15 protein-coding genes and 1 tRNA gene are annotated in these 17672 nt (G+C 66.0%); 9 read left to right on the forward strand and 7 right to left on the reverse strand.

From position 1 onward, the window contains the following. Positions 1-81 precede the first annotated feature (81 nt). The 3 genes from BMZ02_RS14470 to BMZ02_RS14480 all read left to right on the forward strand — a co-directional run bounded on the left by BMZ02_RS14470 (position 82) and on the right by BMZ02_RS14480 (position 3610). The gene (locus BMZ02_RS14470) at positions 82-2670 is read left to right on the forward strand and encodes an EAL domain-containing protein (protein WP_091645183.1); all 2589 of its coding nucleotides are present in this window, start codon (positions 82-84) and stop codon (positions 2668-2670) included. 86 nt (positions 2671-2756) lie between these two features. After that, on the forward strand, positions 2757-3149 hold the full coding sequence (locus BMZ02_RS14475) for a DUF6152 family protein (protein ID WP_216110850.1): 393 nt from the start codon (positions 2757-2759) through the stop codon (positions 3147-3149). Then, positions 3146-3610 (forward strand): hypothetical protein, encoded by a 465-nt coding sequence (locus BMZ02_RS14480; RefSeq protein WP_091645186.1) that lies wholly within the window; start codon positions 3146-3148, stop codon positions 3608-3610. The genes BMZ02_RS14475 and BMZ02_RS14480 overlap by 4 nt, the downstream gene beginning before the upstream one ends. Position 3611: 1 nt before the next feature. Here BMZ02_RS14480 and BMZ02_RS14485 read toward each other — a convergent pair whose 3' ends face one another. The 3 genes from BMZ02_RS14485 to BMZ02_RS14495 all read right to left on the reverse strand — a co-directional run bounded on the left by BMZ02_RS14485 (position 3612) and on the right by BMZ02_RS14495 (position 5757). Next, a complete protein-coding gene (locus tag BMZ02_RS14485) occupies positions 3612-4253 on the reverse strand; it encodes a VTT domain-containing protein (RefSeq protein ID WP_091645187.1) in 642 nt (213 codons plus the stop codon). A 178-nt stretch (positions 4254-4431) separates the two neighbouring features. Next, positions 4432-4507: transfer RNA gene (locus BMZ02_RS14490), tRNA-Asn, on the reverse strand. Positions 4508-4575: 68 nt separating this feature from the next. Further along, positions 4576-5757, reverse strand: coding sequence for a pyridoxal phosphate-dependent aminotransferase (locus BMZ02_RS14495; protein ID WP_091645189.1), 1182 nt, complete (start codon positions 5755-5757; stop codon positions 4576-4578). 159 nt (positions 5758-5916) lie between these two features. Between BMZ02_RS14495 and uvrB the strand changes: the two genes are divergently transcribed. Both uvrB and BMZ02_RS14505 read left to right on the forward strand, forming a co-directional pair. Continuing rightward, positions 5917-7941, forward strand: coding sequence for an excinuclease ABC subunit UvrB (uvrB, locus tag BMZ02_RS14500; protein ID WP_091645191.1), 2025 nt, complete (start codon positions 5917-5919; stop codon positions 7939-7941). Between the two features lie 94 nt (positions 7942-8035). Further along, a complete protein-coding gene (locus tag BMZ02_RS14505; protein ID WP_091645193.1) occupies positions 8036-9058 on the forward strand; it encodes a histone deacetylase family protein in 1023 nt (340 codons plus the stop codon). A gap of 40 nt (positions 9059-9098) precedes the next feature. On the opposite strand, the gene BMZ02_RS14510 is transcribed toward BMZ02_RS14505, so the two are convergent. Continuing rightward, positions 9099-10022: a malate dehydrogenase gene (locus tag BMZ02_RS14510; protein WP_091645195.1), complete on the reverse strand. Its 924-nt coding sequence runs from the start codon at positions 10020-10022 to the stop codon at positions 9099-9101. Between the two features lie 171 nt (positions 10023-10193). Between BMZ02_RS14510 and BMZ02_RS14515 the strand changes: the two genes are divergently transcribed. Continuing rightward, positions 10194-10670 carry an RrF2 family transcriptional regulator gene (locus tag BMZ02_RS14515; protein WP_091645197.1) on the forward strand — a complete coding sequence of 159 codons (477 nt, stop codon included), beginning with the start codon at positions 10194-10196 and terminating at the stop codon, positions 10668-10670. Here the strand turns inward: BMZ02_RS14515 and BMZ02_RS14520 are convergent. Together BMZ02_RS14520 and msrP are read right to left on the reverse strand one after the other, a co-directional pair. Further along, complete coding sequence (locus tag BMZ02_RS14520; RefSeq protein WP_171909941.1) at positions 10633-11277, reverse strand: ferric reductase-like transmembrane domain-containing protein; 645 nt, start codon at positions 11275-11277, stop codon at positions 10633-10635. The two genes, BMZ02_RS14515 and BMZ02_RS14520, sit on opposite strands and share 38 nt — an antisense overlap. Beyond that, on the reverse strand, positions 11274-12221 hold the full coding sequence (gene msrP / locus BMZ02_RS14525) for a protein-methionine-sulfoxide reductase catalytic subunit MsrP (protein ID WP_091645200.1): 948 nt from the start codon (positions 12219-12221) through the stop codon (positions 11274-11276). Before msrP ends, BMZ02_RS14520 begins: the two co-directional genes overlap by 4 nt. A 275-nt stretch (positions 12222-12496) precedes the next feature. Between msrP and BMZ02_RS14530 the strand changes: the two genes are divergently transcribed. The 3 genes from BMZ02_RS14530 (at position 12497) to BMZ02_RS14540 (ending at position 16527) form a co-directional block, all read left to right on the forward strand. Continuing rightward, on the forward strand, positions 12497-13438 hold the full coding sequence (locus BMZ02_RS14530) for a cytochrome-c peroxidase (protein WP_245754045.1): 942 nt from the start codon (positions 12497-12499) through the stop codon (positions 13436-13438). Between the two features lie 72 nt (positions 13439-13510). Continuing rightward, the gene (locus tag BMZ02_RS14535) at positions 13511-15556 is read left to right on the forward strand and encodes a cytochrome c biogenesis protein ResB (protein WP_091645203.1); all 2046 of its coding nucleotides are present in this window, start codon (positions 13511-13513) and stop codon (positions 15554-15556) included. Between the two features lie 65 nt (positions 15557-15621). After that, a complete protein-coding gene (locus BMZ02_RS14540; protein WP_091645204.1) occupies positions 15622-16527 on the forward strand; it encodes an MBL fold metallo-hydrolase in 906 nt (301 codons plus the stop codon). A 60-nt stretch (positions 16528-16587) separates the two neighbouring features. Here the strand turns inward: BMZ02_RS14540 and BMZ02_RS14545 are convergent. Further along, the coding region (locus tag BMZ02_RS14545; protein WP_091645206.1) for an AMP-binding protein at positions 16588-17672 on the reverse strand (1085 nt) is incomplete at its 5' end.

The raw sequence follows: 17672 nt of genomic DNA on the forward strand, positions 1-17672 counted from the left end.
GCTGTGATAACTTGCTCGAAGGCGTAGCGTCTCCCGCGCCGCTCGCTGTTGGTTGCACCTGAGAGGGGTGGGCGCTGACGAATGGACGTGCGGAGCATTCTTGCAACGGGTGTGTGCCGTCGGCGCTGGTTGCTGGGCGTCCTCGCAGTCTCCGTCGCGGCCGCCGCGGCGCTTTATCTGCACAGCGCCCAGCCGCCCGAGCAGGTGCTCCGCGTCGGGCTCTACGAGAATCCGCCCAAGATCTACACGGATTCCAACGGCGACCCCGCCGGTTTTTTCCCGCGCCTGCTTCAACGCATTGCCACCGAAGAGGAATGGGCACTCGAGTTCGCGCCCTGTACCTGGTCCGAGTGCCTGACGGCGCTGCGGCGTGGCGATCTCGATCTGATGCCCGATGTGGCGGCATCCGAGGCCAGGGAGGCGGTGTTCGATTTTCACGACGTCCCGGTCACCCAGGGCTGGAGTCAGTTCTACGCACAACCTGACTCGGAGATCCGTGCCCTGGAGGACCTGGAAGGGCTGCGCGTTGCCGTGCTTGCCGAGAGCCAGCAGCAGATACAGCTTGAGGATTGGGCCGCGGAGGCGGCGTACGGCTACGAGCTGCTGCCCCGTTCCAGCATGGCGGATGTCCTGGAGGCAGTGGCGTCGGGTGCGGCGGATGCCGGTGTGACCAACAATTTCTTCGGACGCCGCAATGCCTCGGATTTCGGCCTCGTGGAGACGCCGGTCACCTTCGGGCTGATCAACCTGTATTTTGCCGCTCCTCCCGGGCGTGCTGACGCCGTTCTGGACACGCTGGACCGCTACATCACCCGCTGGAAGACGGATCCCGGGTCGCCTTACTACGAAGTGCTCTACGAGACAACCACCGACGCCGAGGCCGGCCGGATTCCCGTGTGGTTGTCACCCCTGCTGGCCGCGGCCCTGGGCCTGGCGACGCTGGCCGCCACGCTGGCGTGGCTGACGCGGTGGCAGGTTCTGCGCCGCACCCGCGAGCTGGAGGCGTCCCGCCTGCAGCTCCAGCACCTGCTCGACAGCAGTCCGGCGATTCTCTACTCCCTGCGTGGGCCGGAGCTGGAGGCGCAATGGGTCAGTGGCAACATCCGCCGCATTCTGGGTGTGTCGCCGAAGGTGGCCCTGCAGCGGGGCTGGTGGCGGGAGCGCCTGCACCCTGATGATCGCGACGCCGTGATCCGCCGTAACCAGGGGTTTACCGATCACCTGGTGCAGGAGTACCGGTTCATCGACCCGTCCGGACGGGTCCGTCACATCCGCGACGAAAAGCAGGTCGTGGCACGAACCGAGGACGGCCTGCCGCAGGAAGTCATTGGCACCTGGACGGACCTGACCGATGCCTATGAGCAGCGTGCACGGGTGCATGCGCTGGCCAATTACGATGCGCGCACCGGGCTTCCCAACCGCGCATTCCTGCGCCAGCGTATCGACGAGGCCATCGCCCACGCGCAGTCGGAGAACCGCAGCTGCCATGTGGTCTTCTTCGACCTGGACGGCTTCAAGCGGATCAACGAGACGCTCGGCGAGGCGGCCGGCGATCAGGTGCTGGAGGCGGTCGGGGCGCGGCTGAACGGTGCCATCGCGGAGTGCGATACCGTCGCCCGGGTCGGTGACGACGGCTTCTGCGCGGTACTGGGGCGGGACGTGTCCCGGCAGTCCCTGGCGGAGCTCCTGGACGGCTTGCTTGCCACGCTTCGGGAGCCGCACCGGCTCGGCGACCACGAGCTGATCGTCACGGCGAGCATCGGTGTCGCCAGTTTTCCCGGTGACGGCGAGACGCCGGAGGCGCTCATGTCCGCGGCGGAACTCGCCGTCGGCAATGCCCGTCGCGCCGGTGGTGACCGGTGGGCCATCTATCAGGCGTTTCTCGGCGAACGCTCCATGCAGCGGCTGTTACTGGAAAATGACCTGCGTCGCGCCGTGATCAACGATGAATTCGTGCTTCACTACCAGCCGCAGTACCGGTTGGACGACGGGCGCATGATCGGCATGGAGGTGCTGGTGCGGTGGCAGCAGCCGGAGCGGGGCATGGTGCCACCCGACGACTTCATTCCCCTGGCCGAGCAGATGGGCCTGATCCAGTGGATCGACCGCTGGGTGATCACGGAGAGTTGCCGGCAACTGGCGGATTGGGACGCCCGGGGCTTCCATGTGGACCGGCTCTCCGTGAACCTGTCCACCAGCGAGCTGGAGCAGCCGGATCTGGTGGACTGGCTGATCGGGCAGCTGGCCGAGTTCGGGCTGGCCGCCTCGCGGCTGGAGGTGGAGATCACGGAGACCATGCTCATGGCCTCCCCGGAGAATGCGGTGCACGTCCTGCAGAAGCTGGGGGAGCGGGGCGTGCACATCGCCATGGATGATTTCGGCACCGGGTACTCCAACCTTGCCCACATGGAGCGCCTGCCCCTGGACCGGCTCAAGATTGATCGTTCACTGGTATGGGACATCGGCAGGGCCCCGCGCAATGACTCCATCATCCGCGCCATCATCGCCCTGGCTGCGGCGCTGGAGCTGCCGCTGGTGGCTGAAGGTGTGGAAACGGATGAGCAGAGGGCATTCCTGCTGCGCGAGGGATGCCAGGCCGGGCAGGGATTCCTGTTTGCCAGGCCGTCCGCGGCGACGCAACTGCTCGCCGGCGCGCGCCCCTCATCCTGACGCGGCAACAATGCCGTGCGTGGGCATGGCAGCCCTGTGTGTGCTATCAATGAACAAACGAACGTTGCCCCGACGGCTGGAGGTGCATGATGCGTTGGCTTGCTCCCGTGCGTGGTTTCGTGTCCGGTCTGGTCCTGCTGGTGGGCCTGGCTCCCGTCGCATTCGCTCATCACGGGTGGGGCTGGGCCAGCGATGAGCTGGATGAGATGACCGGCGAGATCGCCGACGTGCGCCTGGGGAATCCCCACGGGGAAGTGGATATCGTGATCGATGGCGAGACCTGGACCATCGAAGTCGGCCAGCCCTGGCGCAATGAGCGGGCGGGCCTCTCGGAAGAGCTGCTGGAGTCCGGCAGCGAGATCACGGTGCTCGGGAACGTATCCGAACGTGAGGGCGAACGCCTGGTGAAGGCGGTGCGCGTCACCACCGCTGAAGGCCACCACGATCTCTACCCCGGCCGCATCCCGGACTCGGATTGATTGACGCGGCGCTGTCTGCCATTGAAGCCTGGGCGCCCATCGCCGCGCTCAGGAACTCCATGCTCGTCTACCCCCTGGTCAACGCCGGGCATATTCTCGGCGTGGCACTGCTGGTAGGCAGTGTGTTGCCGCTGGATCTGAGGCTTGCCGGCCTGTGGCCGCAGGTGAGACTCGTCCCGGTGTGGCGAATGCTCTCACGCACCGCGGCCAGCGGATTCCTGCTGGCGCTGCTCACCGGGCTGCTTCTGTTCGCCACCCGCGCCACGGAATACGTGGAGTCGATGCTGTTTCTCGCCAAGCTGGCGCTGATCCTGGCGGCCGGGTTGAACGCCGCCTGGCTTGCCCGCCGGTTCAGGACGCTGCTGGGGCCGTCCCCCGCCGTCGTGCGGCCTGCGGCGGTGGCGTCCATCTTCGCCTGGGTCGGTGTGCTGGTGCTGGGGCGGCTGGTGGGGTATTTCTGAGTCAGTCCCGGGCCATGCGGCGTTTCAGCCATGCAGCGGTGACCATCAGTGCGGCGATGGCACCCATCAACAGCATGGTGCCCCCGTCAATGCCTTCACCGCGCCGGACCGACTCGACGCTCCCGTAGACGGCGGCGGAATACAGGCTCCACTTGATGCCAAGGCCGATGATCGCGGCAATGATGAATCCGGTGAGGCGCAGGCGCAGAACACCCGCCGTGTAGTTCACCACCGCGTGCGGAAACCCCGGCAGAACGCGGAGCGCGCACTGGGACATTGTATCGCTGCGCTCACGCATGAAATCCACGATGCCCGCCGTCCTGCGGGCGTGGCGCAGCCGGTCGCCCAGGGTTGCGGCCACCCAGTATGCGCCGATGCAGCCGGGCACGCTCCCGGCGAGCAACATGGGGACTGCCACGGCCGGTGGGTGGAACGGGGCGATGAGCCAGAAGACCAGGCTGCCGGGCAGGGCGAGGGTCAACATCACCGCAAGCAACAGCACGCTGCCGGCGCCGACCCAGGGCTTGCGGGCGTAGTCCTGCCCGAGCTCCATCAGCTCCCGCAGCGACATCGGCTCCCACAGCGCTAGTGCCGGCCCGGCGATCAGGAGCCCGAGGAGTGCCATCACGCGCCAGTGACTCATCGCCTTGCTCCTGAGAGGGCGCCATGACCGGCAGGTAGTCCGGGCGCACCGGCGCAGGTCGGGTTCTTGCCGGCGCGGGTCAGCGCCGAGCGCCTCCGGTGCCGTGGCCCTGCACGGCCCGACCGGGCGTCGCAACGAAAAAAGCCCCGGCCGACAACGGCCAGGGCTCTCGAATGGTTGGCTCCCCGGGACGGGCTCGAACCGCCGACCCAGTGATTAACAGTCACTTGCTCTACCAACTGAGCTACCGGGGAATCGTCAGGCCGGTATTCTACATAACCCCGGCCTTCCGTCAACCGTCAAAGCCCGTGAGCCCGCGGTCTCAGCCCAGCGCCTTCGCCAGCCGATCCATGGCCTTCTCCAGGTTCTCCATGCTCGTGGCGAAGGAGATCCGGGCGTAGCCATCCAGACCGAAGGCGGAGCCGGGTACCAGGGCCACGTTGGCCTCGTTGATCAGGTGTTCGGCGAGCTCCACGTCGGTCTTCAGGCCCAGGTTGTCGATGGCGCCCTGCACGCGCGGGAAGGTGTAGAAGGTGCCGTCGCCTTCCACCGCCTCGACGCCCTTCATGTTATTCAGGGCATTCACGACGAAGTCGTGTCGTTCCCTGAACGCCTTCAGCATGGGCGCGATGCAGCCCTGGTCACCGGTGAGCGCGGCCACGGAAGCGGCCTGGGCGATGGAGCAGGGGTTCGACGTGCTCTGGGACTGGATCTTCTTCATGGCGCCGATCACGTCCGCCGGCCCGGCGGCGTAGCCGATGCGCCAGCCGGTCATGGAGTAGCCCTTGGAGACGCCGTTGATGACGATGGTGCGCTCCTTCAGGCCCGGGCAGGCATTGACGATGTTGGTGAACGGCTCGTCCGCCCAGAGGATGTGCTCGTAGATGTCGTCGGTGAGCACGTACGCCCGCGGGTAGTTCTCCAGCACGGCGCCCAGCGCCTGCAGCTCCGCGCGCGTATACGCCACGCCGGTGGGGTTGGAGGGGCTGTTCAGGATCACCAGTTTGGTCTTGCTGGTGAGCGTGGCTTCCAGCTGCTCGGGGGTGATCTTGAAACGCTGATCCTTGGTGGCCTCGATCTCCCGGGGCACGGCGTCGGCGAGCCGCGCCATGTCCGGGTAGGAGACCCAGTAGGGGATCGGGATAATGACTTCATCATCAGCATCCAGAATCGCCTGCATCACATTGTAGATGCTGTGTTTTGCGCCGGCGGAAACGAGGATCTGGTTGAGCTCGTAGCTCAGGTCGTTCTGCCCGGCGAGCTTCTTCTGGATGGCCTGCTTCAGCTCCGGCGTACCGTCCACCGCGGTATACTTGGTCTGACCCGCCTGGATCGCCTCGATCGCGGCCTGTTTGATATGCTCCGGCGTGTCGAAATCCGGTTCTCCGGCGCCGAGCCCGATGATGTCCTTCCCGGCGGCGCGGAGCTCGGCGGCTCGCGCAGTCACGGCCAGGGTGGGAGAGGGTTTTACGCGCTGAACCCGGTTCGCGAGCGAATTGTCCAAATCGTCCTCCGACTGGTTCTGGGACCGGTTGATTGAGTTGCCCGGGCGACCGCTTCGTCCAGCCTTTCCGGGCAAATCGCAGTGTTCAATGATAGTGGAAACGCCGCTGGACATGAAGGAACGGCGGCTGTTCCGCCTCGGCAAGAGTGATGTTGCGCCATGACCAAGCCCTTCCGCATGCAGTCGGATTACGAGCCCGCCGGTGACCAGCCCCAGGCGATCAGCGAATTGGTCGGCGGGCTCAACGACGGGCTGTATCACCAGACCCTGCTGGGGGTGACCGGGTCGGGCAAGACGTTCACCGTCGCCAACATCATCCAGGACGTGCAGCGGCCGGCTCTGCTGCTGGCGCCCAACAAGACGCTGGCGGCGCAGCTCTACGGCGAGATGCGGGAGTTCTTCCCGGACAACGCGGTTGAGTATTTCGTCTCCTACTACGACTACTACCAGCCCGAGGCCTACGTGCCGTCCTCCGACACCTTCATCGAGAAGGATGCCTCGGTGAACGAACACATCGAGCAGATGCGGCTGTCGGCCACCAAGGCCATCATCGAGCGGCGCGACACCATCATCGTGGCGTCGGTGTCATCCATCTACGGTCTCGGTGACCCTAAGTCGTACCTGAGCATGGTGCTCCATCTGGTGGAGGGCGACGTGGCCGAGCAGCGCCAGATCATGCGGCGGCTTGCGGAGCTGCAGTACACCCGCAACGACACCGAGCTGCGGCGCGGCACCTACCGCGTGCGCGGCGAGGTGATCGACATCTTCCCCGCGGAGTCGGAATCCGAGGCGGTGCGGGTGGAGCTGTTCGACGACGAAGTGGAGGCGCTCAGCTACTTCGATCCCCTTACCGGCGAGACCCTGCGCAAGGTCAGCCGGCTGACCGTCTACCCCAAGACGCACTACGTCACGCCGCGCAAGACCATCGTCGATGCCATCGAGGAGATCCGCGAGGAGCTGCGCGAGCGGCTCAAGGAGCTGCGCGACAACGACAAGCTCCTGGAGGCGCAGCGGCTGGAGCAGCGCACCCGCTTCGACATCGAGATGATGCAGGAGCTGGGCTACTGCAACGGCATCGAGAACTACTCCCGCTATCTCTCCGGGCGCAAGGCGGGGGAGCCGCCGCCGACGCTGTTCGACTATCTACCCTCGGACTGCCTGCTGTTCATCGACGAGTCCCACGTGACCATTCCGCAGATCGGCGGCATGTACCGCGGTGACCGGGCGCGCAAGACGACGCTGGTGGAGTACGGGTTCCGGCTGCCGTCGGCGCTGGACAACCGGCCGCTGCGGTTCGACGAGTGGGAACGGCTGGCGCCGCAGATGGTATTCGTCTCCGCCACGCCCGGGCCCTACGAGCAGGAGCACGCCGCCCGGGTCGTGGACCAGGTGGTGCGGCCCACGGGGCTGGTGGACCCGGAGATCGAAGTGCGGCCCGCAACCACGCAGGTGGACGATCTCCTGGGGGAGGTGAACGAGCGGGTGCAGCGGCAGGAGCGTGTGCTCGTGACCACGCTCACCAAGCGCATGGCCGAGGACCTCACCGAGTATCTCACCGAGAACGGCGTGCGCGTCCGCTACCTGCACTCCGACATCGACACCGTCGAGCGCATGGAGATCATTCGTGATCTACGCCTGGGCACGTTCGACGTGCTGGTGGGGATCAACCTGCTGCGTGAAGGGCTGGACCTGCCGGAAGTGACCCTGGTCGCCATCCTCGACGCCGACAAGGAGGGGTTCCTGCGCTCGGGTCGTTCGCTGATCCAGACCATCGGCCGCGCTGCCCGGAATGCCGACGGCAAGGCCATGCTGTATGCGGATACGGTGACCGACTCCATGCGCGCCGCCATCGATGAGACCGAGCGGCGGCGTGCCAAACAGATCGCCCACAACGAGGCCCACGGCATTACCCCGCAGACCATCCGCAAGGCCGTGGCCGACGTCATGGCGCGGGGCGGCGCCGGCGTGCCGGAGCCGTTGAGCAAGCAGGCGCGGGTTGCCGAGGAGACAGCAAAGTACGGCGAGCTGACCCCGGCCGAGGCGGTGAAACGCATCAAGGCGCTGGAGCAGGAGATGTATGCCCACGCCCGCAACCTGGAGTTCGAGGAGGCCGGCAAGCTGCGCGACGAGATCCGCAAGCTGGAGCACTACGCCCTGGATCGTCCGGACGTGAAGACCGCGTGAATCATACCCGCGCCGCGGGAGTGTTCCTTTCGCCGCCGTCTCTGTGGTACGAAGGGCGCTTCAGTGTTGTGTCATTACATGAAGGGGTACCGACGTGAAAGCCTTTTTCGATCCGACGCAGGATGGCCACATTCCCCGGAGCTACCTGTCCCGGGGGCAGATGCGCACGCCTCTGGAGATCCCGGAGCGTACCGGGTACATCCTCAAGGGGCTGGACGCGGTGGACGTGGCCGTGGAGCGGCCGACGGACCACGGCATGCGCGGCATCAACCGCGTCCACGATTTCGGTTACCTCCGGTTCCTGGAAAGCGCCCATCGTCGCTGGAAGGAGATCCCCGATGACTGGGGCGACGAGGTGATGTCCAACGTCTTCGTGCGCTCACCCAACCCGCTGCGGGGGATTCTTGCCGAGTCTGCCTGCTACCAGGCCGACGGCAGCTGCCCCATCGGCGAGAAGACCTGGGAGGCCGCGTACTGGTCGGCGCAGACGGCACTCAGCGCCGCCGATGCTCTGCTCGGGGGCGCCCGCGAATCCTACGCCGTGTGCCGGCCGCCGGGGCACCACGCGCGGTTCGACGCCGCGGGCGGCTTCTGCTACCTGAACAACGCGGCCATTGCGGCGGAAGCCCTGCGCGAGCGCTTCCCGCGCATCGCCATCCTCGACCCGGACATGCACCACGGTCAGGGCATCCAGGAGCTGTATTACGACCGGGATGACACGCTCTACATCTCCATCCACGGGGACAGCACCAACTTCTACCCCGTGGTCAGCGGCCACGAGGACGAGCGCGGCAAAGGGGCCGGCTACGGTTACACCATCAACCTGCCCATCCCCCACGGCTCGCCGGAGCAGGTCTTCTTCGATCATCTGCATACCGCCATGGACAGCATCCGGGTCTATGAACCGGATGTGCTGATCGTCACACTCGGGTTCGACATCTACGAGCACGACCCGCAGGCCAAGGTGGCGGTCACCCACGAGGGCTTCAATCGCCTCGCGCGCACGGTCGGCGGTGTGGACGTGCCCGTGCTGGTGGTGCAGGAGGGGGGGTATCACCTGGAGAGCCTGACCGAGAACACGCGGCAGTTCTTCTCCGGCCTGCAGGCCGTGCGCTGAACCCGGTCACGCCCCGCGGATTGCCCGGTCCGCGGGGTGTTCACATGGACTGACTTCCCTGCAGCGCCATGCGCATGGCATCGCGGACGCTGGTGGCTGCATCCCGGAACGCCTGTCGCTCCTTGTCGTTCATTTCCGGCTGCAGCAGCTTCTCCACACCGCCGGCACCCACCACCGCCGGCACGCTCAGGGCCACGTCCCGCTCCCCGAGGTAGCCGTTCAGACGCTGGCTGACGGGAAACGTCTGCCGGGTGTCGAAGGCGATGGCCTCGATCAGCAGCGAGCCCGCCATGGCGACAGCGTGGCTGGTGTACCCCTTGTTCTTCAGGATGGTGATGCCGGCGTTGACCACGTCCCGGAACATGGCCTGACGTTGCGGGGTATCGGCCAGGTGTTCGCCCCCCGCCTGGGCCGAAGTCATCACCGGGAACTGCGCCGGTCCGTGCTCGCCCATCACGTAAGCACGCACGTCCGACGGGTTGACGCCGATCTCCCGGGAGAGCATGGCCCGGAATCGGGCTGAGTCCACCAGCGTGCCGCAGCCCAGAACCCGTTCGGCCGGAAAGCCGGTGTGCTCCACGGCGTAGTACGTCAGCACATCCACGGGGTTGGAGAGAATCACCAGTCGGGCGTTCGGCGCCACAGCGGCGAATGCCGGCAGCAGATCCCGGCTGAGGGCGACGTTCTGCGGCCCCAGCATGCGCCGGTCGGTCGCCCCCTCGGGCAGCGGGCGGGAGGCGCACAGGGCGATCACGTCGGCGTTGGCAAAGGCGTCCACGCCACCCGCCCGGATTGTCATGCGCCGCTGGGTGAACGCCAGCGCGTGCTCAAGGTCCAGCGCTTCGCCCACGGCCACTTCCGGTTTGCGGTTGTAGAGCACCAGCTCTTCGGCGAGGCCGCGCGTGACCAGCGTGTAGGCCAGGGACGAACCGACGCGGCCGGTGCCGATGATGCCGATCTTCATGAGGGCTCCAGGCAGCAGGTCAGGGCGCCATGATAGCCCGCCACAGCACGTGGGCGAAGGTGGCCGGTTCTGGGGGCGCTTCGATCATTATTGATATAAATCAATTAGCTCATCGAGGTGGTGTGTAGTCTATCGAAATAGATAGTCTGCAAGCATTGAACGAGGCAAATCATGCGTCTGACGCGACACACGGATCACGCATTCCGCGCCCTGATCTACATGGGCCTGCTGGACCGCGGGGAGCTCGTGACCATCGGCCGGATCGCCGAGGACTACGCCATCTCCCGTAATCATTTGATGAAGGTCATGCAGAAACTGGTGCAGAACGGTTTCGTTGCATCCACGCGCGGCAAGCATGGTGGGGTCTGCCTGGGAGTAAGCCCCGGTGACATCCGCCTTGGCGATGTTGCGCGGGTCACGGAGGGGCAGGATCAGGTCAACGCGTGCCTGGATTCCAACGGCGACCGGGAGTGCCCGCTGCAACCGGACTGTCCGCTCCATCACGCGATGGGTGAAGCCATGGACGCCTTCTACGCCGTGCTTGACCGCTACACGCTGGCCGACATGCTTGCCGACCCGGAGCGGCTCGGGGCGTTGCTGGGGTTTGAGTCTACGACTGCGAGCGGCGCAGGAGCATCCGGGCGCTGAACCCCGTGCGCAGGCACAGGATGGCTGCGAACGCGCCGACGTACAGCCAGGGGACGATGTAGTCCGCACGGGTGACCAGCCACAGGTGGGTGATGCCGCCAGCCGCGGCCAGGTAGCCGAGACGGTGCAGCCAGTGCCACAGGCTGGAGCCCCAGTGGCGGCTCAGTTCCCGGCCCGAGGTCAGCGACAGGGGGATGAGCAGCAGCAGGCTCAGCAGGCCCACCTGCAGATAGCGCAGGGCCGCCAGCTCGTCCAGGATCAGCGCCAGGTCCGCGCCCATGAACAGCGCATACCAGGCCGCACCGTGAAGCAGCAGGTACATGAACGCGGCGACGCCGAGTAGCGGGTGCAGTGTCAGCAGCCCTGGGCTGCGCAGCACGTGGGCGACGGTGCCGAGAGCCAGCGTCAGAATCAGCAGGGCAAGCCCCCAGCGCCCGAGGGTGTGAACCACCGCCTCCGCCGGATCAAAGCCCAGGCCACCGGTGTGCCACTGCCACGCCAGCCAGAACAGCGGCAGCGCACAGCAGACCGCGGCTCCGGTCTTCAGGGCCAGCGCCGGCCCCCGCCCGGCCGTGCGCGGGCGGTGCTCGCGTCCTCGGCGGGTCACAGGTGCTCGCTCAGGTCGATACCGTCGTACAGGTCGGCCACGTAATCGCCGTAACCGTTGAACTTCTCGGTGCGTCGGCGGCCGGATTCGCCGATCCGGCGCTCGGTGGCCTGGTGCCAGCGGGGATGCCGGACCTCGGGGTTCACCACGGCGTAGAACCCGTACTCATTGGGGCGCTCCGCCTCCCACGTGGTGGTGGGCCGCTCTTCCTGGAGGTGAATGCGTACGATGGACTTGATGCTCTTGTAACCGTACTTCCACGGCACCACGAGCCGCAGCGGGGCGCCGTTCTGGTTGGGCAGCACATCCCCGTACAACCCCACGGCGAGGATGGTCAGCGGATGCATGGCTTCGTCGATGCGCAGGGCCTCGCGGTAGGGCCAGTCGAGAATGTCCCGCCGTTGACCGGGCATCTGCTCGGGGTCGTGGAGCGTTTCGAAGACCACGTATTTCGCCCTGGAGGTGGGTTCGTGGCGCTTGAGCAGTGCGCCCAGTTCAAAGCCCACCCAGGGGATGACCATGGACCACGCCTCCACACAGCGCAGCCGGTAGATCCGTTCTTCGAAGGCATGGGGCGCGAGCACATCCTCCAGGTCGAATGTCCCGGCCTTCTCCACCTCACCGTCGATGGTCACGGTCCAGGGGTCGGTCTTGAGCCTGTGCGCGTGTTCTGCCGGATCGTCCTTCGACGTGCCGAACTCGAAGAAGTTGTTGTAGCTGGTGATGGCGTCTTTGGGCGTCAGGTCACCGTCGGTGGCGAACGGTGTGCTCTCCGCGTCGCCGAGACGCCCGGTCCATGCCTGTGCCCCCAGTGGCCAGAGGCCGGGTACGGCGGCCAGCGTCAGCGATCCGGCCGAGCGGCGCAGGAACTCGCGGCGGCGCTCGAACAGCCTCTGTGGCGTAATCTCGGAGGGTTTGGGTTGCGGATAGCGGAAAACAGGCATGACGACCTCGAGTTCGGAACGCTGGCCTCATTACACCGGAAACGACCGTCATTATTAATCAGTATTTTGAGTGAATCATTCATCTGCAAAGCGGTAGTTGAATTACGTTTTTACACCGCGCCGCCGGGCGGTTAATTTTGAGTCCAAGCAAATGTGAGCCGTGCCGACGTGTCGGTCATACGGTCAAACGGAGGGCAACTGCCATGCGTAGAGTGAAAGCCTCAGGAGTGCTGCGACGCGGGATCATCGCCGTTGCGGGCGTATCGTTACTCGGTATGGCCGGGCAGAGTCTTGCCGATGATGACGGCTATGCGGAGTACCGGGATCGATTCGAGCCATTGCCGGCTCTCCCGCCAATTCCGTCGGACAATTCCCTGACGAAAGAGAAGATTGAACTCGGCAAAATGCTCTTCTTCGAGCCGCGTATTTCCTCGAGTGGTGTCATCAGCTGCGCGACCTGCCACAACCCCGCGCTCGGCTGGGCCGACCGGATCCCCCAGGCAGTAGGTCACCAGGGGCAGGTCGGCAAGCGCAACACGCCGACGGTGCTCAACTCCGGGTTCCTGGACTCGCAGTTCTGGGACGGCCGTGAGGATGATCTCGAGGGCCAGGCACTCGGCCCCATCGAGGATGCCATTGAAATGGCCATGGACCTGGACGAGGCGATCGAGCAGCTGGAGTCCTTCGAGGCCTACACGGAGCGTTTCGACGAGGCGTTCCCGGGCCAGGACGACCCGGTGAACGAAGAGAACGTCGCCAAGGCCCTGGCCAGCTTCCAGCGCACGCTGAACACGCCGAACTCACCGTTCGACCGCTACCTGCGCGGCGACACGGAAGCCATGAGCGAACAGCAGAAGCGGGGCATGGCGGCGTTCGTGGATAACGGCTGCATCGCCTGCCACAGCGGGCCGGCGCTGACCGATGGCCAGTTCCACCGGTTTGAACTGCCCGACGGTCCCACCGACGAGGGGCGCTACGTGATCACCGGGGACGAGAGCGACAAGTACGCGTTCCGTACGCCGGGCCTGCGTAACGTGGGGGTAACCTATCCCTACTTCCACAACGGCATGGTCGACGACCTTGGCGAGGCCATCAACATCATGGCCGAGCAGATGCTGGGCAGCGAGCTGGACGACGACACGGTCGAGGACATCGAGCAGTTCCTGCACGCCATGACCGGGGAGATGCCCGACATCTCCTTCCCCGCACTGCCCTGATGCGGTTCGCCGCTGGCCGGTCGGGTGACCGGCCAGCGTGCCTCACCCCATGAAGACCCTGGTACCACCGCCATGAGTGCTGCCTCGCCAGCCGCCCGCACTGTCCCGCGGGAGAAGCGTGTCAAGACCCAGCGTCTGCTGGTTTTCCTGGGCTCCATGAACCTCGCGATCACGCTGCTGGTCGCCGTGGCCATTGCGTCGGTCATCGGTTCGGTGCTCCAGCAGGACCAGGCCTGGAACACCTACCTCCAGAAATTCGGCCCGTTCTGGTTCGAACTCTACCGTGTGCTCGGGCTCTACGACGTCTACTCGGCGCCCTGGTTCATCGCCATGCTGCTGTTCCTGGTGCTGTCCACGTCGGTGTGCATCTACCGGCATGGCCCGGTGGTGTGGAAGGAGGCGACGCGGTTCCGGGAGCGTCAGCGCGACGGCGCGTTGCGGGCGCACCGGCACCGGCGTGAGTGGCATACCGAGGAGTCGCTGGACGCGGCGCTTGCCCGGGCCCGGCATGGGTTGCAGGCGCAGGGCTATCGGGTGCGGGCGCACGAGGACGCCAGCCGCGTGGTGCTGGCCGGAATGCGTGGGCGGGGCAACCGGCTGGGTTACCTGTTCAGCCATCTGGCGATCGTGGTGATCTGTGTGGGCGGATTGATGGATGCGAACATGGGGCTCAAGTTCCAGCAGTGGGCGGGCCAGCTGCGCATCGAGACCCGTGACGATCTGCCGCTCAGCGAGCTCGACCCGGAGAGTCGTCTGTCTCCCGGCAGCACGGCCTTCCGGGGCACCATCAGCCTGCCCGAAGGTGACGCCGGGCGGGCCGTCTACATCGACGTGCGCGACGGCTACCTGGCCCAGGAGTTGCCGTTCATCATCGAGGTCGTGGAGTTCCGCATCGACTACTACGCCAACGGTGAGCCCCGTTCCTACGAGAGTGATCTGTTGATCCACGATCCCGATCTGGACGCGCCCCTGGAGCGTACGGTGGCCGTCAACGATCCGGTGCATCACCGCGGTCACGCCATCTACCAGTCCAGCTACAGCGATGGCGGTACCATGATGGATCTCCGTTTCTGGCCCATGCACTCCACCGCGGCGGCGCCCGTGGATGGCCGTGTCGCCGTGCACGGGGAGCTGCCCATCACGCTCGGGGAGCGTACCTACACCCTGGAGATGGAGGACTTCTCCCGCCGGACCACCCGGCCGGACGATCACGCTGCGGGCGAGGGGACCGATTTCGGGCCGAGCTTCACGTATCGGCTGCGCGGTCCGACCGGGGAGGCCCGGCAGTACCGCAACTTCATGCGCCCCCAGCGGGTGGATGACGGCATGTATTTTCTGACCGGCATGCGTGAGGCGCCGGGACAGGATTACCAGTACCTCTACATTCCCGCGGACGCGGATGACAGTCTTGACCGGTTCATGGCGTTCCAGGACGCGCTCAAGGATGACACCCGCCTGCGCGCGTCGGCGGAGTCCGGCGTTGCGGGCATGCTCCGTGGCGCCGAGGGCTCCCAGGCCGGGCTGGCGCCCTATCTGGCCGGGGTTGCCCAGAGCCTTGTGGGTGAACTGCTCCAGGGGGGCGTGCCAGCTGTGGAAGCGCGCATCGACGCCCTGGTGCGCCAGGGTGGGCTGGAAGACGACGCCGGAGAGGTGGTGCGGGGGCTGATGCGGGACGCCTTTCATGCGGCGCTGCTGCAGGCTTATGCCGACGTGCTCGAGCGGGAGTACGAGCGCACCGTGTCCCCCGCCGAGATGGGGGAGGCGGATCGCCGCTTCTTCAGCGATGCCATGGACGTGCTGATGGTCCTGCCGGGCTATGGTGCCCCGCTGCTTCCCGAGCTGCGTGATTTCGACCACCGGCAGGCCACCGGGCTACAGATCACCCGCGCGCCCGGCGAAGGGGTGGTTTACGCTGGATCACTGATGCTGGTCATCGGCCTGGGTTTGATGTTCTACGTCCGGCACCGGCGTGTCTGGCTGCGATTGCAGCAGGGGAGCGATGGCCGCGTGGGCTGGCTGCTGGCCGGGTGGGAGCAGCGCCGGAGCAGCCTGTTCGGTGCCGAGTTCCAGGCGCTGGCAGATCGGCTGGAGCGCGACCCGGGCCGTGGACAGGAGTGACTTCCGAAGCATAAGACCAATAGGTTATAATTATATAACGAAATAGCTTAAGGAGGGTCGGTTCCGTGTCCCAGGTCAGCCGTATCTCACAAGGGATTCCTGTGGTGGCGGGGTTCTTCGAGCCGCGCACGTTCAGCATCCAGTACGTGGTCAGTGACCCGGAGACTGCGCGGTGCGCGATCATCGACCCTGTGCTCGATTTCGAGGAGAAATCCGGCGCCACCAGTACCCACTCCGCCGATGCGCTGCTGGATTACATCAGCCGGGAGGGGCTGGAGGTGGAGTGGATTCTGGATACCCATCCGCACGCCGATCACTTCTCCGCCGCGGGTTATCTGCGCGACACCCTCGGCGCACCGACCGGGATCGGCGCCCACGTGACCGATGTCCAGCGCCTGTGGCAGACGCTCTACAACCTCGGTGACGCGGTCAGCACGGACGGCTCCCAGTGGGATCGCCTGTTTGCCGCCGGCGATACCTTCCGCGTGGGCAACCTGGAGGGGCGCGTGCTCTTCTCCCCGGGGCATACTCTGGCGTCGGTGACCTACGTCATCGGAGACGCCGCCTTCGTCCACGATACGCTGTTCATGCCCGATTTCGGCACCGCGCGGGCGGACTTCCCGGGCGGCGATGCCGGCCGCCTGTGGGACAGCATGCAGGAGATCCTGGCGCTGCCGGACAGCACGCGGCTTTTCACGGGCCACGACTACATGCCCGATGGCCGTGAGCCCCTGTGGGAGAGCACCGTGGCCGAGCAGAAGGCGAGCAACCCGCACATTGCAGGCATGAGCCGGGCTGACTACATCCGCATGCGCGATCGCCGTGATGCCGATCTGCCCATGCCCAAGCTCATCCTGCACTCGCTGCAGGTGAACATCCGCGGGGGTCGCCTGCCGGAACCGGAAGGTAACGGCAGGCGCTACCTCAAGTTGCCGCTGGACGCCCTGGAGGGCGCGAGCTGGGGGGAGTGACCGGCACGGGGGACCGTTCGGTGATACCCAGCGGTGCGGTATCACCGGTCCGGCCCGTCGTCATTGCCCGGCCTGTTCGCGCAGCCGGAACTTCTGGATCTTGCCCGTGGACGTCTTGGGCAATTCGCCGAAAACGATCTTCTTCGGCGCCTTGAAGCGCGCCATGTTCTCCCGGCAGAAGTTGATGATGTCCTCTTCGGTGGTGTGCTCATGCCCCGGGCGCAGGGTCACGAAGGCGCACGGCACTTCGCCCCATTTCTCGTCCGGTCGGGCCACCACGGCCGCCTCCATGACCGCCGGGTGCCGGTAGAGGGTGTCCTCCACCTCGATGGTGGAGATGTTCTCGCCCCCGGAGATGATCACGTCCTTGAGCCGGTCCTTGATCTCCACGTAGCCGTCGGCGTGCCACACCGCCAGATCACCGGTGTGGTACCAGTCGCCCTTGAAGGCCTTGTCGGTGGCGCTCGGGTTCTTGAGATACCCCTTCATCACCGTATTGCCGCGCATGAAGATCTCGCCCATGGTCTCGCCGTCCTGCGGCACCGGCTCCAGGGTCTCCGAGTCCGCCACCATCACCCCTTCCAGCGTCGGGTAACGCACGCCCTGGCGCGCCTTCAGCCGCGCCCGCTCCTCGAGCGGCTTCTCATCCCACTCGTCGTGCCAGGCGCACACCATCACCGGCCCGTAGACCTCGGTGAGCCCGTAGACGTGGGTGACGCTGATGCCCATCGCCTCGACACCGCCGATCACCTGCGCCGGCGGGGCGGCACCGGCGGTCATGGCCTTGACCGCGTGGTTGATGCCCTGCTTGGAGGCCTCCGGCGCATTGAGAATGGCGTTGAGCACGATGGGGGCGCCGCACATGTGGGTGACGCCCACGTCGCGGATCAACTGCAGGATCTTCTCCGGATCCACCTTGCGCAGGCACACGTGGGTGCCGGCACAGGCGGTGATGGTCCAGGGGAAGCACCAGCCGTTGCAGTGGAACATGGGCAGGGTCCACAGATAGACCGGGCTGTGGCCGAGATCCCAGACCATGGTGTTGCCCACGGCGTTCAGGTAGGCGCCGCGGTGGTGGTAGACCACGCCCTTGGGGTCGCCCGTGGTGCCGGAGGTGTAGTTGAGGGCAATGGCGTCCCACTCGT

This window comes from Aquisalimonas asiatica (assembly GCF_900110585.1).
GTDB lineage: Bacteria > Pseudomonadota > Gammaproteobacteria > Nitrococcales > Aquisalimonadaceae > Aquisalimonas > Aquisalimonas asiatica.

Bases quoted from the DNA above. Each gene is read 5' to 3' on its own strand.
- BMZ02_RS14470 (WP_091645183.1), top strand. From the start codon at position 82: ATGGACGTGCGGAGCATTCTTGCAACGGGTGTGTGCCGTCGGCGCTGG.
- BMZ02_RS14475 (WP_216110850.1), top strand. From the start codon at position 2,757: ATGATGCGTTGGCTTGCTCCCGTGCGTGGTTTCGTGTCCGGTCTGGTC.
- BMZ02_RS14485 (WP_091645187.1), bottom strand. From the start codon at position 4,253: ATGAGTCACTGGCGCGTGATGGCACTCCTCGGGCTCCTGATCGCCGGG.
- uvrB (WP_091645191.1), top strand. From the start codon at position 5,917: ATGACCAAGCCCTTCCGCATGCAGTCGGATTACGAGCCCGCCGGTGAC.
- BMZ02_RS14510 (WP_091645195.1), bottom strand. From the start codon at position 10,022: ATGAAGATCGGCATCATCGGCACCGGCCGCGTCGGTTCGTCCCTGGCC.
- BMZ02_RS14515 (WP_091645197.1), top strand. From the start codon at position 10,194: ATGCGTCTGACGCGACACACGGATCACGCATTCCGCGCCCTGATCTAC.
- msrP (WP_091645200.1), bottom strand. From the start codon at position 12,221: ATGCCTGTTTTCCGCTATCCGCAACCCAAACCCTCCGAGATTACGCCA.
- BMZ02_RS14530 (WP_245754045.1), top strand. From the start codon at position 12,497: ATGGCCGGGCAGAGTCTTGCCGATGATGACGGCTATGCGGAGTACCGG.
- BMZ02_RS14535 (WP_091645203.1), top strand. From the start codon at position 13,511: ATGAGTGCTGCCTCGCCAGCCGCCCGCACTGTCCCGCGGGAGAAGCGT.